This window comes from Guptibacillus algicola, assembly GCF_020171805.1.
In the GTDB taxonomy this organism is placed as follows: Bacteria; Bacillota; Bacilli; order Bacillales; family Guptibacillaceae; genus Guptibacillus; species Guptibacillus algicola.
Genome location: NZ_JAIVAF010000004.1, coordinates 304073 through 317939, shown reverse-complemented (window position 1 = coordinate 317939; position 13867 = coordinate 304073). Strand labels below are relative to the sequence as shown.

Below are 13867 nucleotides of genomic sequence, written 5' to 3'. Positions count from 1 at the left end.
AATACTTAATTTAGTTTCTTTGCTGTGCCACTAAGAATTTTGAGATGATCATTTTCATAACCAACTTGATACGTGACGTTGTACATAGAGGTTTTCGTTTTCTGATCCTCTGTTCGTTCTTGGGCTTCAATCGTTGCCGTTACTTTAACTTCTTCATTGTTTTCGTTCAACGTTCCAGCCATATTCGATACTTCTACATCTAGCGTACGAATATAGCCACTTCTAAATTTCTCGTAATCCATTTCGCTTTGCCATCTACTGCCGAGTAGAGAGTAGGCTGTCACATAGTCTTGGGTCGCAAGACTTTCATAAAAGTAACCGATCAAGTATGTTGCATTTTCTTCAAAATCTTCTCCGGTCAGTCCTTGTGGAGTAGAGACGGATTCTTGGCTTTCAGCGTCTACCGTTAGCTCTACAGGGTCGTTTGACCATGTTTTCAGTTGTTCGATGACGTTCTTCATCGGGATGCTGAAACCGATGGCCCCTGATTCTGTACCTGCTGAGTTGATGGCAATTGCTTCACCAGTCGTCGCATCGATAAGAGGTCCGCCACTGTTCCCATCTGTGATAGGTGCAGAAATCTGGTAGATGTTTTCATAGCGATAAGGCTCTAGAATAAATTCTCGATCCAACCCACTAATAATACCGGTCGTTACGGTGTTTTGTAATCCAAGAGGACTTCCGAGAGCGATGATATTGTCACCTACTTCGGCAATTCTTTTTTCTGCAACTGGTAATGGAGCAGTATCTTTCAAACCAGGAACTCTTAATAAAGCGATATCGATCGTCTCACCCATACCTATAACTTGTGCTTCGAATTGTTTGGCATCGGATGTTTTCACAATAATTTTTTCTGCTTCTTCAACAACGTGTGCATTCGTAATCACGTCACCTTTGTTGTTATACAAAAAGCCCGAACCGGATGAGGTGCCATCTTTTAATTGGACGTTGATTTGTACAACACTCTTTTGGGTGTCATGAATAATAGACTTTAAATCTTCACTATCTTCGTTAGAAGTTTGCACTTCGTTTGGTTCTCCGAGTGAAGAAGAGGCGTTAACAGTTGTACTGTCATAATGCTCATATAAATAATAAAAGCCCACGCTGCCTCCTGCTATTAATAGAAATGAGGCAACTAGGGAAATAATAGCAGACTTATTCATCATCCAGTTATAAAACTCCTTTCTGCTATTCCACATACCATGTAAAATGGTCAATCTGTACGGTGTATTCGTCTAGGTTTTTGACTTCTTTATCAATTTCATAGATTGTAAAATCAAACTTACCTTTGTCTTCGGGGTAGAGTGTTTCAGGGTTTATGTATACTTCACCCTTACGGAAAACCTTCCCCTTGCTATCAAGCACTTGATAAGATGCCCCGATTGAGGAAACTGGGACGGTCGCTTTACTTTTAACGCTTCCCGTAATTTTAAGCTCGTTATACTCCGTTACGGATGTTTTGGCATCGATTAGTTCTATGGCGTTAGTACGATTCATTTCTTCTTCTTTTGCTGCTGCTACCATTGCCTGTTCAATACGTTTTTGTTGTTCTTCTTCGAATGCGTTTTTACGCTTTTCGATAACAGTTTTTAAGTTTAGTAGTTTTTCATTTTGACTGTTGAACTGTAAGCCATCTTCTACAGCATATAACGCTTTAGAAAAACGGTTATCTTTAAGATGTTTATTTGCTTCATTCAAAGAAAACTCGATGATTTGATTACGAATTTGATTCGCTACTTCTTTCGCTTCATCGACTTCAAGTGTTTCTGCTCTTGTTAAAACCGGCTGAAGTTCTTCGATCGATTTCTTGCCTTTCATATCGAATTTCAGCTCAGCAACCATAACTGTCGTCCTTACGGATGCTATGTCATTCTGTAAGTCGGTCATTAAAGGCCCTTTGTATTGGTTCAATTCTGCTTCTGCATCATCAACTAATTCTAGTGCATCTGTGTAATTATCTTTCTTACGGGCTTTCTCAGCTGAATCAAGAGTATCCTCTATAGTAACCGCGGAGTTCATGATGTTCTGATTTAATTCTGCGGCAGGGAATTGAGCGCGTTGTGCTGTAGCTTTCTCGAATTTATTTTGAGCTTCCTTATAGTCGCCTTTTTCTGCTAGTTGTTCTCCTTGTTCAAATGAACGAATGGCTGCATTTGTGACAGACTCTTCATAATAATAGTAACCTGTGAGACTACTACCGATAATGAAGAAAACCAGTACTGGTAACCAACGAACGATGAAAGAACGAATCCCCTTTGGTTCTGAGACGAGCTCTTTTCCACAGGAGATACAAAATTGGTCGTTTTTATCTCTTTTTTTTCCACAATGTGGACAATACATGTTTGATCTCCACCTGCTTTCAATCTCTTTACAATAACTATTTTGACACAAAAGCTACAAGAGGGAAATATGTTTTGAGAGGTTGTTGGTAAATTGAAACATAAAGAAATTTTCGAGAAAATATCATTTTCTAATAATTACTAAATCAAAAGGCTTATTTATTTAAAAGTGCAAGAGTATTGATCTAATAGTCCTGGATAATTAGGATTGATTTTTAGGTTTTGAGGGCGACGGGTCCAAATGGAATGGGTGTTCTGTCACTGTTCACGTATAAGCGCCTTTGATAGTCTATTACTAGACCCCCTTTCAAATATTCCGTTACCAGGAAGACCGGCGATATGCCGGTCCTTTTTTTGTGCTTTTTTTTAAATTGAAATTGCAGTGAATTGCGTGATATGTTATACTAACTAACGGACGGTAGGCAGCTGTCCTTTTGTTTTGGGTGTTGCCTAACGATTGGTAGGGAGGTTATCTAAAATGGCACAAGAAACTCAGAAAGTAATTAAAGAAAAGGCATTGATGTTATTTGCTCAAAAAGGATTTGAAGGGACCTCTCTTAACGATATTGCAGATGAAGTGGGAATCAAAAAACCTTCCCTTTATGCTCATTTCACAAATAAAGAGGATCTCTTCCTAGGCGTGATTAATAAGGTGACTATCGATTATAATGCTTTCTTTGAACATACAGCAAAGGAAATTGCATCATTAAATCCTGAGGAACAACTTTACAGGCTATTGATTAAAAACACGGCTTACTTACAGAATCATGAACTTGGTCTAATCTTCAAACGCATGATGCTGTTTCCTCCAGAGTCGTTAAGAAGTAACATCTCTGAGATGTTTCTAGCGACTGAAGAGGTTATGAAGAACGTTGTTTATTCTATACTTGAAAAAATGGATCCTGATCTTGATCAGGATAAAATATTCGATGCGTATTTATGTTTGTTGGACGGAGTATTTGAACAGCTCTTCTACTATTCACAAGAAGAACATAGTAAGCGGGTCGAAAATTCTTGGGCATTATTTATCAATGGCATTAACTATATGAGAGTAGGTGATTGAGATGGCATGGATCTTTCTTGTTATCGGTGGATTAATGGAAGTGGGATGGGCTTTAGGCCTGAAGTATTCTGACGGGTTCAGTAATCCAATCATCAGCTTGTTGACCGTTGTTGGGATCGGAGTAAGCTTTTTCTTTTTTGGAAAGGCAATTAAGTATTTACCGATTGGAACAGCTTATGCAATTTTCACTGGTCTCGGTGCAGCCGGTACAACAATCGTAGGCATGGTTTACTTGAATGAATCAGTTAGTATATTCAAGCTGCTTTTTGTGTTGTTACTTATTTTTTCAATCGTCGGTTTGAAGTTAACTTCTGCCGAGGAAGCTTAGGAGGGACTCTGATATGGCATGGATCGCGTTGTTGATAGCTGGTCTAGCAGAAGTTGGTGGAGTGATCAGTTTGAAGTTATCAAATGGGTTTAAGAAACTCAAGCCATCAATCATGACGATTGCATTTGGTGGACTAAGCTTTTTCATGCTTTCTGTTTCACTAAAAGCATTACCTGTCGGAACGGCTTATGCAATTTGGACAGGAATTGGTTCAGCAGGGAGCGTATTGATAGGAATGTACTGGTTCAAAGAGCCACGAAATAGAATGCAATTAGTATTGATCTCGTGCATTGTAATTTCGGTTGTGGGTCTTCGTGTGACTGAGGGTTGATTTTTTCAGAAACTTTAGATAAAGTAAAGGTATTAAATGAAGGAGGTGAGGTAAGAGATGTTAAACGCTGTCGTTCGTACGGAATTTGAAGATTATGCTAGTTGCTGCCGTGCGATTATTCATGATGGAGCTGCTAACGGGACACGTCTGCCCTTTTCTAGCAACTTCATATGGATTACGATCGCGTAAGGCGCTCTTACCCTACTTCAAACGGAAATGATATAAGTGGAAGGAGCGGCGTAGTTTGCCGCTCTTTTTTTATGCAAGAAGTAGCCACAGGTGAGGTGTATCCTTACCTGTGGTTTTTTTTATTAAGGTAAAAGGATGGGATTAGAATGATGGTATGTACAGCACAATCGATAAGCAAAATGCTCGGTGGGAACACCGTCTTTGAAGATATAACTTTTGAGATCAATGAGGGAGACCGCGTTGGCATCGTAGGACGAAACGGAAGTGGAAAAACAACGCTATTCAAACTACTTGCTGGCCATGAAAGTCCTGATGAAGGAGAGATTCACTACAAAAAAGGAACGACGATCGGTTATCTTGCTCAGATTCCTGACTATGAGGGACTATCAGCACTAGACGTTTTGAATGAAGCGTTTCGTGAGTTGGATGAACTAGCAACGCGAATGAAGAAGCTAGAGAGTGAGATGGCAAGTGGAGCTGATGAAAAAGCATTGAAAGAATATGGTCACGTTCTCGATGAATATACAAGGAGAGGTGGTTATGAAACAGCATCCAAAGTTCAAAACGTAGCGAATGGTCTCGGAATACAGAAATTACTGGAAACTAGTTTTTCAGCGCTTAGTGGTGGTGAGCAAACGAAGGTATGCCTCGGACTTATCTTGTTAAGAGAACCAGACCTTCTATTATTAGATGAGCCGACGAATCACCTGGATATTGAAGCGGTCGAGTGGTTGGAGGAGTTCTTGAGAGGGTACAAAGGAACCGTTTTGATCGTTTCACATGATCGCTATTTTCTAGATGAAGTGATAACGAAGGTGATGGATCTCGAAGATGGCGAATTAACGGTCTACATCGGATCGTATAGTCACTTTGTGAAACAAAAGGAAGAATTGCTCTTAGCGGAATTCGCAGCATTTCAAGAACAGCAGAAGAAGATTAAGAAAATGAAAGAAGCGATCAAGCGACTCAAAGAATGGGCAAATCAGGCGAATCCCCCAAATGCAGCGCTTCATAAGCGGGCACGCAACATGGAAAGAGCACTAGAACGAATGAACAAAGTAAAGCGCCCTATTTTAGAGAGAAGAAAGATGGGATTAGAATTTGATATGTCTAGGAGGAGTGGGAAAGACGTTATTACATTTGAAAATGTAACAGCTGGTTTTAGGGAAAAGCCATTATTAAAAAACATCGATTGGAACATACGTTATCAGGAAAGAACTGCAATCGTTGGTAAAAATGGGAGTGGTAAGACAACCCTTTTGAAAGTGTTGTTAGGTCAGCATGAACCTGAGAATGGAAAGGTCGTTCAAGGTTCTAGTCTTAAGATTGGCTATCTTTCTCAGCATGTATTTGAAGATCTTGATGGTGAACGTGTAATCGATGTGTATCGCGAAACAGCGAAAGTTGCAGAAGGTGAAGCCCGTCAAGAGTTGGCTCGGTTCTTGTTCTATGGGTACAGTGTCTTCTCAAAAATCTCCTCTTTAAGCGGGGGAGAGAAAATGAGGCTTCGTCTTGCTCAGCTCATGAGTAAGGATATAAACCTCCTTGTATTAGATGAACCTACGAACCATTTAGATATCGATTCTAGAGAAGTATTAGAAGATGCGATCGATCGATTTCCCGGCACGATCATTTGTGTATCTCACGATCGCTACTTATTGAATAAGTGCTTCCCAGTTACGTACTGGCTCGAGGATGGGGAGTTACATCATTACTTAGAGCCGTACAGTCTTGCAAGGGAGAAACATATCGAATCTCGGATTGTAGATAATAGTGGTGATGAAGTAAAAGAGGTTCCAGAACCAAAAAAGGAAAAAAAAGAGCCAACCGTCTCACTTGAGGAGAAGGTTGAACGAATCGAAGAAGAACTTTTTAATATAGAACAAGAGCTGTTAACGAGCAGTGATCAAGCTGTTCTCGAATCTTTGTATAAGAAGCAGGAAGAGGTCGAAGAGAAAAGAAATCACTTATATGAGTTGTTAGAGGGGGAAATAGAATGACAGAGAAAAGAACGACAGAAAGCATGATCGAACCACATACAATCACTAGTTTAGTAGATGATTTTCGGGGCCTAGGTGTAAAAGAGGGGATGACGATCCTTGTCCATTCTTCCCTCAGTTCGCTAGGTTGGGTATGCGGGGGGCCTGAAGCAGTAATCCGAGCATTGATCGAATCAGTTGGTGAGGAAGGCACAATCGTAATGCCTGCACAATCGGCGGGTAATTCAGACCCAGCGAACTGGATGAATCCTCCTGTTCCTGAATCCTGGTGGCAAATTATCAGAGCGAACATGCCTGCTTATTGTAAGGATACGACTCCAACACGAGGAATGGGCGTCATAGCAGAATTGTTTCGAACGATGCCAGGTGTAAAAAGAAGTAATCATCCGACATATTCCTTCACTGCGTGGGGAAAACAAAGTGACTACATTTTAGAGGAACAGCCTCTTGAAGCGGGTTTTGGTGATCGATCGCCACTTGCGAAAATCTATGAACTCGATGGCATGGTTCTTATGCTTGGAGTGGGGCATGATAGCAATACGTCGCTCCATTACGCAGAGCATGGTATTCCTAACCCTCCTTTACAAGAGAAATCAGCAGCACTTATAGAGAATGGTGAGCGAGTTTGGAAAACGTTTAAAGAAATTGACTATGATTCTGATGTATTTGAACAGATTGGTAAGGAATTTGAGAAAAGCGGAGACTATTACTGTATGAAGATTGGAAAAGCCACATGTAAACTGATAGAACAAAGAAAAATAGTTGATTTTGGACGAGAGTGGTATCAAAAACAATCAATGTGAATGTGATTTCAGAAGGAGCCTAGTCAAGGGCTCCTTTTTGTGAATAAACGTTTCTATCCCCGGGTAGATAAAAATAGAGAGACGTACGAAAGGGTGGAAAAATGAAGGTTATTAACAACGTTAAAGTGTATCGACCTGGGAATGAAACGATAGAAGGGCATGTCATTATTGAGAATGGGATAATCACTTCAGTACAGAAAGGCTTATATAAAGGCGATGACAATGACATTGAGATTGTAGAAGGGGAAGGTAAAGCGATTGCTCCGTCATTTAACGATACGCACATGCACTTGCTTCGCTACGGACTAATGAAGAAAGAACTTGATATGCGCGAAGTATCCTCTTGGAAAGAAATGAAGGACATTGTAAGGAATCACTATACGGAAGAAGAAATGGAAGAAAATGAATGGATAGTAGGGCGAGGTTTGATCGATAGTAAGTTTTCGGATATAGACCATTTATTGAATGCTAGAGATCTTGAGGAACTAGAGTACAAAAAGCCGATGTTTTTTCTTCATGAAGATGGCCACGAATGTATTGTAAATGAAGAGGCTTTAAAAATAATTAAGAAGCACGATCACCTCGAAGAAAAGCATGAAAGGTTTATTGAAAAAGATGAGGAAGGCAAGTGGAATGGTCGATTTAAAGATACAGCAGTCCATTTCATTAAGTTTCATTTTAGGCAAAAGACAGAGGATGAAGTGTTTGAAGCAATTCAAGATGCCGTTCCACACTTACTTGAGAATGGTATATCCTCCGTACATACCGATGATTTAAATTACACAGGTTCTTTCGATCGGGTATGGAAAAGCTATAGAAAGTTAGAAGATGAAGGAGGACTACCACTCCAAGTACATCTTCATCATTATGTTTATAACCAGAAAGATATGGAGGATTATTTGAATACTCACGATAGAAGAACTGGGGAGGGAACGGATAGGGTCCGCATGGGTGCATTTAAGATATTTCTAGATGGAACGCAGCGTCTTCATACAGCAGCTTTGAGAAAGCCATACCATGATAAGCCGGAAACAAGTGGTACTTTAATTTATACGCAAGAAGAGCTTAACGAAATGGTGAGAACAGCGGACGAAAATAACATGCAGGTAACTATGCATGCGATTGGAGATCGGACAGTAGAGCAAGCGATTAATGCGATCGAAAAAGTTGGCGTGAGAATGCGTCCCAGAATTATTCATGCGCAAATACTTGCACCAGATTTACTAGAACGATTAAAGAATATTAAACCATATCTAGAAATCCAGCCAGGCTTTATGATGAGTGAGTATGATCAATCAGCGGATTGGGTAGGAAAGAAACAAGAGAAGTATTGTAACCCGTGGAAGACGGTAAGTAGGATGGGTATTCCTTTTACCGGTAGCTCTGATAGTCCGATTGGACACCTCAATCCCTTTATGCACATGTATGCTGCAGTAACAAGACAGGATGAGGAGGGTATGCCTGAAGGCGGGTGGCTTCCGAAAGAGCGTTTGTCGATTGGTGAAATTTATCAAGCCTACACAGCTACAGGTGCTGAGTTAGAATTTCAAGAGCATCAGAAAGGGAAATTAGAAGAAGGATTTACGGCAGACTTTGTTTTCTTATCGGATCATCCTGAAGAAATTCAACCTCACAAGATAAATCAAATAAACGTACTTCAAACATGGATTAAAGGTAAAAGAGTCTATTAGCTTGATCATAAGGAAGGATCTCATTATTATGAGAATCCTTCTTTTTCTGTATTTTTTAGCAGGAAATATCCATTTAAAGAAGAAAGTATTGTATAAGTTTTATCGTTCAAAAGTCCTGAAAAATCTAAATCGCATATCGGGAGGCCCTATGACTAGAGTGAATCACTACCCTATTGAACATGATGCCGAGCGACCTCCTCAAACGATGTCTAAACCAATGGATGAACGCAAAGCTTTGGGTGATATTATAGATTACTATAATAGATCTTCATCAGCTGTAGTGATCCAGAAGGATTGGAAATGGGTATACCTGAATGGAGCAGCTTTAAAGCTATTAGGTTACTATACACTTTCTGAAATAGAAGGAAAATCAATATGGGAAACGATTGATGAATCCCAAAGAACAGCAGTAGCAAGTAGAATTCATTCTTTGCAAAATGGGATAAATACAGGACCTTCGACCCAAAAATGGATTAAACAAGATGGGTCTTACGTTTATGTAGAAGTAATGGGAGTCCCAATTGCGAACGAACTCGGTCAAACCGTTGCTTTAATCGAAGAAAAAGGGTGTGAAGAAAAATTAGTTGAGGAAACGTTATACCACTATAAGCTGATTACAGAAAACATGAGTGAGATAGTTAGCTTATTAGATCATGAAGGGAGTTTTTTATATGTATCTCCTTCCTATCGTGATTACTCAAGAGATGGAATAGAAAATGAAATTGGCGCAAGTTCTTTTAAGTACGTTCACCCTGATGACGTTGCAAGGGTAAAAGAGGTATTCGCTCACCTCGTTAAATACAAAAAGCCTGTATCCGTGAAATATAGGCTATTACGAATCGATGGTCAATATCGCTGGTTTGATTCACGAGCAATCAGCGTACAAAATGAGGAACGATACCACTATATCGTGGTCTCAAGAGACATAACAAAACAGAAGTTAGCTGAGAAGAAGTTGAGTGTGAGTGAACAAAAGCATCGCATGATTGTAGAGCATAGCAGTGACTTAATCTGCCTTTTGGATTTGAACGGGGTTATTGTCTATGCCTCACCTTCTTATCATTCTCTCTTAGACTATCGTCCTGAAGATGTCGTAGGGAAAGATATATTAGCCCATGTTCATCCTGATGATTGTGACTTATGCATGGACGTGCTTACGAAACTTCGCAACTTCAGAGAGCCAGTAACAGTAACCTATCGTAAACTTCATGCTTCAGGTGAAGTGTTAACATTTGAAGGTAAAGGAATGCCTGTGATTGGGGAGTGCGGCGAGGTTAATCGCTTTGTTGTCATTTCAAGAGACATTACTGAAAAAATAAAAATCGACCAATACAAAAAGAATATTGAGAAGCTTTCTGTTGTTGGTGAGTTAGCAGCTGGTTTTGCGCACGAAATTCGAACGCCATTAACTTCAATCAAGGGATTTCTTAGTTTACTTTCAAAAGACAAAGATGATAAGGAGAAAGAATTTCATCGCATAATTAATGATGAACTGAAAAAGCTAGAAGAAGTTGTGAACGGATTTATTTCTCTCGGAAAACCGGAAGCGATCAATACATTTGAGGTGAATCTCAAAATGGTGATGGAAAACGCCATCTCAGATGTACAACTCGCTGCGAATAAAAGAAATATAACCGTAACGAACCATGTGAATAAGCCGATATTTACACAATGTCGAAGTGATCAGATCAAACAAGTATTTATTAATGTATTACAAAATGCGATCGATGCGATCGAACATGATAATGGAGAAATTCTCATTTCTATAACTGTAACAAGTGAAAATATTTCTATCACTATCGAAGATAATGGAAAAGGAATCGATCATGAGCGTATCGAGTATATAGGTACTCCATTTTATACGAATAAAGAAAAAGGAGTAGGGCTCGGTATGACAGTAAGCAATAAAATTATTTCCGAGCATAATGGTCATATTGAGATTGAAAGCGAAATGGACAAAGGTACGTGTGTGACTATCCTTTTGCCAAATATGATAGATAGAGAAGATGTAACCCGCTGGTGAATCGTCACCAACGGGTTTTTTTGAGGGTTTAAAGCAAAACTTACGAGAATCCAGGGAACAGAATAAAAGACTGCCAGATCTCTCTGGCAGTCTTAAGCGTAACTAGGTTTACTGTGTGACCAACTCACTTAACTCATTTGTTGAGCACACTCTATTACGTCCTTTTCGTTTAGCGGTGTAAAGAGCCTGGTCTGCTTTGCTGTAAAGTTCATCACTCGAAAAGACAGTTTCTGGATAGGTGGCAACACCGAGAGACGCGGTAATGTGGAGCGTCTCCATATGAGATGCTTTGAAAAGCTGTTCTTCTATAAAGGATCGAACGTATTCGGCTGTCGTTAATGCTTCATCATGTGAAGTGTTTTTGAGAAGAATAGTGAATTCTTCTCCACCGTTCCTCGAGACGATATCTTCTGGTCCGACCGACTTTCGAAGCGCAGTGCCAAACTGCTGTAGAACGGCATCTCCTGCTGTATGACCGTATGTGTCATTTACTTGCTTGAAGTAATCAATATCGATGATCAAGAGTGACAGTGGCTTTCTTTTAATGTTGCTTTCTCTAATTGCTATATTCATTGCTTCATCGAAGCTCCTTACATTGTTTAATCCAGTAAGAGGATCGATTGTCGAACTAAGCTGGTATTGTTTGAATAAATGGTTGATCCTTCGTAAATATTCCGATGTATAGATTGCCATCATTCCGGAAGCCAAAGAGGTGATCCAGAAGAGAAGGTTAATCTTATAGAAAGACTCTATGTCGAGCATGAGTGTTATGACTACTGTGAACGTAATATTAGAGTAGATGAGCATGAGGAATACTTTTAGCATAGTCCCTACCTGCCATCTTCGGAACAGTAAATATCCAATGAATAACGTAATGAGCAAGACGAGAGAAGCAAAAGAAGAAATTGAAACTCCAATCGCAAAACGCACAAGCTGAATGACTATTAGAGCAACAGCACCTGGTAGAAAGCCACCATACAGCGTGACAAGCAGAAAAGGAACATGCCTCATGTCAATGATGGTACTTGTGCCGATTTCAATCCCGAAAAACATGAGTAGGCTGCCTGCTAGCCCGGCAAAAAAACCACTTGTCAGTTTGCGTTTTATGGAAGATGTATCAACGAGGTTTTCGTCTTTGTAATGCTGATAATAGATAAATAAAAGAGCAAGCATCATCATCATGTTGCTGAAATAATCCTGAATCAATTGCATGTGTAACCACCTCATAAAGCAGTAAGTAGATATCTATAGTTTACCATGATAATCAAATGATGGGAGAATCTTCTTGAAGGGAACAGTGTCCAAGTCTTTTTTAGATTTAAGCGAAGTTTGGTATGATAGCACGTGTAAATCTATAGAAGGTGAGGTTATTGAATGCCTTGGATAAAACCAGCAAAACAATCTGACTTAAAAGAAATGGAAATCTATCACGAACTAGAACAACCTGTGCCTGTGTTCAACCGCCTTATTGCGAAAAGTCCCGAAATCTTTTCAACGTTTATGCCACTTGCAAAAGCTGTGAAAAATGGAGTGTTGAATGAGTTTGAAACAGAGGCCGTCGTTGTCTTCGTATCCAAATTGAATGGCTGCGACTTTTGTTATGAGGGGCATCTTGCTTTACTACAAGAGATCAGTGGAAATGACAACATTGGATATGAGTTAGAGATATACGATACTTCTGATTATATCCCTAATAATGTGAAGGACATTTTGCACTATGCAGAAAAGCTCGTGGCGAACCCGAAAGAATTACAAAAGAAAGATCTTGAGAACTTACGGGAGCATGGTTACAGTGATAAACATATCTTAGAGATCAATCAGTTGATCGCCTATACATCCTACACCAATCAAACGTCGATCGGATTGGGGTTATAGGAACGAAACGCTCAAGTAAACGTTACTTGAGCGTTTTACTTTGCACATCTTATCGAACGATGTTACATTTATCCTGTACCAACCGGTTGGTTTTTGATAATCGAATAGAACGTATACGATTCAGCCTTCTTGTTATGAGCAGACGATGCATGTCTAATAGGTCAGAGCCTATGGTAAAATTACACCAGCTAGTTGGACTTAACAACGATTAGAAGGTGATATTTATGACAAAGAGAGATGAAATCATCAATGTGACTGCTCAATTAATCCATTCTAAAGGTTATGAAAGTACAAGCCTTAAAGATATTCTTACTGAAGCAGAAATCGGAAAAGGTCAGTTCTATCATTACTTCTCATCAAAGCGAGAGCTTGGGATTGCTGTGGTTGATCACTTTGTTGAAACATGGGAACAACATCTGATAAAAAACATTCTTAATACAGATCAAACCGGACGACAAAAGCTCGATACCATGCTGAATTGGGCTGTGGATTATCATGAAGCACAGGCAAAAATGCACGGCTGTCCATTTGGAAATCTTGCTCTTGAGATGAGCGAACACGATGAAGTCTTTAGGGAGAAGGTGAACGGACTCCTTCATTCTTGGATCGAGAGTCTTCGGGATGCACTAGAAGAGTTTGTCGAAGGTGATGCAATGAAACATGCGCAAACCATTGTAGCTCAGTTAGAAGGCGGAATTCTTTTAATGAAAAGTTACCAGGATGTAACTATTCTTAGAAACATTGCAGACACTATACGTGTTTACTATTTAAATAATAAGGAGTTTTATAAATGATCGAAAAAATTACAGCAGTATCTAAAGGTATGAATACAGAAAGTCTTTCTCATGGTCACAAAATCATTATCGATGAACCTGCACAAATGGGTGGTACTGACGAAGGTGCAAATCCACTTGCGACACTTCTTGCTTCTCTAGCTGGTTGTGAAAATGCAATTGCTAACTTTGTAGCGAAAGAAATCGAGTTCGACCTACAAGGAATCGAATTCACAATTAATGGTGAGATTGATCCAAACGGAATGATGGGGAAAGAAGGCGTTCGTCCTTACTTCCAAAAGGTCAACGTAGAAGCACAGGTGCAAACTTCTGAAACTGAAGAGCGTGTTCAAGAACTTCAGCGCATCGTAGATTCTCGTTGCCCGGTGTATACAACGCTTGAAGCTGCAGATGTTGAAATGGTTGCTAATTGGACAAAAGCATAAGTACAA

14 protein-coding genes are annotated in these 13867 nt (G+C 39.7%); 11 read left to right on the top strand and 3 right to left on the bottom strand.

Going from position 1 to position 13867, the window contains the following annotated elements; genetic code table 11:
* Positions 1 to 5: 5 nt before the first annotated feature.
* Positions 6 to 1166, bottom strand: coding sequence for a S1C family serine protease (locus tag LCM09_RS15690; RefSeq protein WP_224883862.1), 1161 nt, complete (start codon positions 1164 to 1166; stop codon positions 6 to 8).
* A 22-nt stretch (positions 1167 to 1188) separates the two neighbouring features.
* Positions 1189 to 2340, bottom strand: a complete 1152-nt coding sequence (locus LCM09_RS15685) for a zinc-ribbon domain-containing protein (RefSeq protein WP_224883860.1) — start codon at positions 2338 to 2340, stop codon at positions 1189 to 1191.
* 477 nt (positions 2341 to 2817) lie between these two features.
* On the opposite strand from LCM09_RS15685, the gene LCM09_RS15680 reads away from it, so the two are divergent.
* The 8 genes from LCM09_RS15680 (at position 2818) to LCM09_RS15650 (ending at position 10767) form a co-directional block, all read left to right on the top strand.
* Positions 2818 to 3402: a TetR/AcrR family transcriptional regulator gene (locus tag LCM09_RS15680; protein WP_224883858.1), complete on the top strand. Its 585-nt coding sequence runs from the start codon at positions 2818 to 2820 to the stop codon at positions 3400 to 3402.
* Position 3403: 1 nt separating this feature from the next.
* The gene (locus LCM09_RS15675) at positions 3404 to 3730 is read left to right on the top strand and encodes a DMT family transporter (RefSeq protein WP_224883913.1); all 327 of its coding nucleotides are present in this window, start codon (positions 3404 to 3406) and stop codon (positions 3728 to 3730) included.
* Positions 3731 to 3743: 13 nt separating this feature from the next.
* Positions 3744 to 4061 carry a DMT family transporter gene (locus LCM09_RS15670; protein ID WP_224883856.1) on the top strand — a complete coding sequence of 106 codons (318 nt, stop codon included), beginning with the start codon at positions 3744 to 3746 and terminating at the stop codon, positions 4059 to 4061.
* 57 nt (positions 4062 to 4118) lie between these two features.
* The gene (locus tag LCM09_RS20830; RefSeq protein ID WP_263623026.1) at positions 4119 to 4250 is read left to right on the top strand and encodes an RAxF-45 family protein; all 132 of its coding nucleotides are present in this window, start codon (positions 4119 to 4121) and stop codon (positions 4248 to 4250) included.
* A 146-nt stretch (positions 4251 to 4396) separates the two neighbouring features.
* The gene (abc-f, locus tag LCM09_RS15665; protein ID WP_224883854.1) at positions 4397 to 6250 is read left to right on the top strand and encodes a ribosomal protection-like ABC-F family protein; all 1854 of its coding nucleotides are present in this window, start codon (positions 4397 to 4399) and stop codon (positions 6248 to 6250) included.
* The gene (locus tag LCM09_RS15660) at positions 6247 to 7053 is read left to right on the top strand and encodes an AAC(3) family N-acetyltransferase (RefSeq protein WP_224883853.1); all 807 of its coding nucleotides are present in this window, start codon (positions 6247 to 6249) and stop codon (positions 7051 to 7053) included. The genes abc-f and LCM09_RS15660 overlap by 4 nt, the downstream gene beginning before the upstream one ends.
* Positions 7054 to 7154: 101 nt before the next feature.
* Positions 7155 to 8744, top strand: a complete 1590-nt coding sequence (locus LCM09_RS15655) for an amidohydrolase (protein WP_224883844.1) — start codon at positions 7155 to 7157, stop codon at positions 8742 to 8744.
* Positions 8745 to 8892: 148 nt separating this feature from the next.
* Complete coding sequence (locus LCM09_RS15650; protein WP_224883842.1) at positions 8893 to 10767, top strand: PAS domain-containing sensor histidine kinase; 1875 nt, start codon at positions 8893 to 8895, stop codon at positions 10765 to 10767.
* 108 nt (positions 10768 to 10875) lie between these two features.
* Here the strand turns inward: LCM09_RS15650 and LCM09_RS15645 are convergent, their stop codons facing one another.
* On the bottom strand, positions 10876 to 11979 hold the full coding sequence (locus LCM09_RS15645; RefSeq protein ID WP_224883840.1) for a diguanylate cyclase: 1104 nt from the start codon (positions 11977 to 11979) through the stop codon (positions 10876 to 10878).
* A gap of 162 nt (positions 11980 to 12141) precedes the next feature.
* Between LCM09_RS15645 and LCM09_RS15640 the strand changes: the two genes are divergently transcribed.
* From LCM09_RS15640 to LCM09_RS15630, 3 genes are all read left to right on the top strand, one after another.
* Positions 12142 to 12642, top strand: coding sequence for a carboxymuconolactone decarboxylase family protein (locus LCM09_RS15640; RefSeq protein WP_224883830.1), 501 nt, complete (start codon positions 12142 to 12144; stop codon positions 12640 to 12642).
* 224 nt (positions 12643 to 12866) lie between these two features.
* On the top strand, positions 12867 to 13436 hold the full coding sequence (locus tag LCM09_RS15635; RefSeq protein WP_224883828.1) for a TetR/AcrR family transcriptional regulator: 570 nt from the start codon (positions 12867 to 12869) through the stop codon (positions 13434 to 13436).
* Entirely contained in the window at positions 13433 to 13861 is a 429-nt protein-coding gene (locus LCM09_RS15630; protein ID WP_224883826.1) for an OsmC family protein, read from the top strand. Before LCM09_RS15635 ends, LCM09_RS15630 begins: the two co-directional genes overlap by 4 nt.
* Positions 13862 to 13867 lie beyond the last annotated feature (6 nt).

Excerpts from the sequence above, each read along its gene's own strand:
- LCM09_RS15690 (WP_224883862.1), bottom strand. The coding sequence starts at position 1,166 with ATGATGAATAAGTCTGCTATTATTTCCCTAGTTGCCTCATTTCTATTA.
- LCM09_RS15685 (WP_224883860.1), bottom strand. The coding sequence starts at position 2,340 with ATGTATTGTCCACATTGTGGAAAAAAAAGAGATAAAAACGACCAATTT.
- LCM09_RS15680 (WP_224883858.1), top strand. The coding sequence starts at position 2,818 with ATGGCACAAGAAACTCAGAAAGTAATTAAAGAAAAGGCATTGATGTTA.
- LCM09_RS15675 (WP_224883913.1), top strand. The coding sequence starts at position 3,404 with ATGGCATGGATCTTTCTTGTTATCGGTGGATTAATGGAAGTGGGATGG.
- LCM09_RS15670 (WP_224883856.1), top strand. The coding sequence starts at position 3,744 with ATGGCATGGATCGCGTTGTTGATAGCTGGTCTAGCAGAAGTTGGTGGA.
- LCM09_RS20830 (WP_263623026.1), top strand. The coding sequence starts at position 4,119 with ATGTTAAACGCTGTCGTTCGTACGGAATTTGAAGATTATGCTAGTTGC.
- abc-f (WP_224883854.1), top strand. The coding sequence starts at position 4,397 with ATGATGGTATGTACAGCACAATCGATAAGCAAAATGCTCGGTGGGAAC.
- LCM09_RS15660 (WP_224883853.1), top strand. The coding sequence starts at position 6,247 with ATGACAGAGAAAAGAACGACAGAAAGCATGATCGAACCACATACAATC.
- LCM09_RS15655 (WP_224883844.1), top strand. The coding sequence starts at position 7,155 with ATGAAGGTTATTAACAACGTTAAAGTGTATCGACCTGGGAATGAAACG.
- LCM09_RS15650 (WP_224883842.1), top strand. The coding sequence starts at position 8,893 with ATGACTAGAGTGAATCACTACCCTATTGAACATGATGCCGAGCGACCT.
- LCM09_RS15645 (WP_224883840.1), bottom strand. The coding sequence starts at position 11,979 with ATGCAATTGATTCAGGATTATTTCAGCAACATGATGATGATGCTTGCT.
- LCM09_RS15640 (WP_224883830.1), top strand. The coding sequence starts at position 12,142 with ATGCCTTGGATAAAACCAGCAAAACAATCTGACTTAAAAGAAATGGAA.
- LCM09_RS15635 (WP_224883828.1), top strand. The coding sequence starts at position 12,867 with ATGACAAAGAGAGATGAAATCATCAATGTGACTGCTCAATTAATCCAT.
- LCM09_RS15630 (WP_224883826.1), top strand. The coding sequence starts at position 13,433 with ATGATCGAAAAAATTACAGCAGTATCTAAAGGTATGAATACAGAAAGT.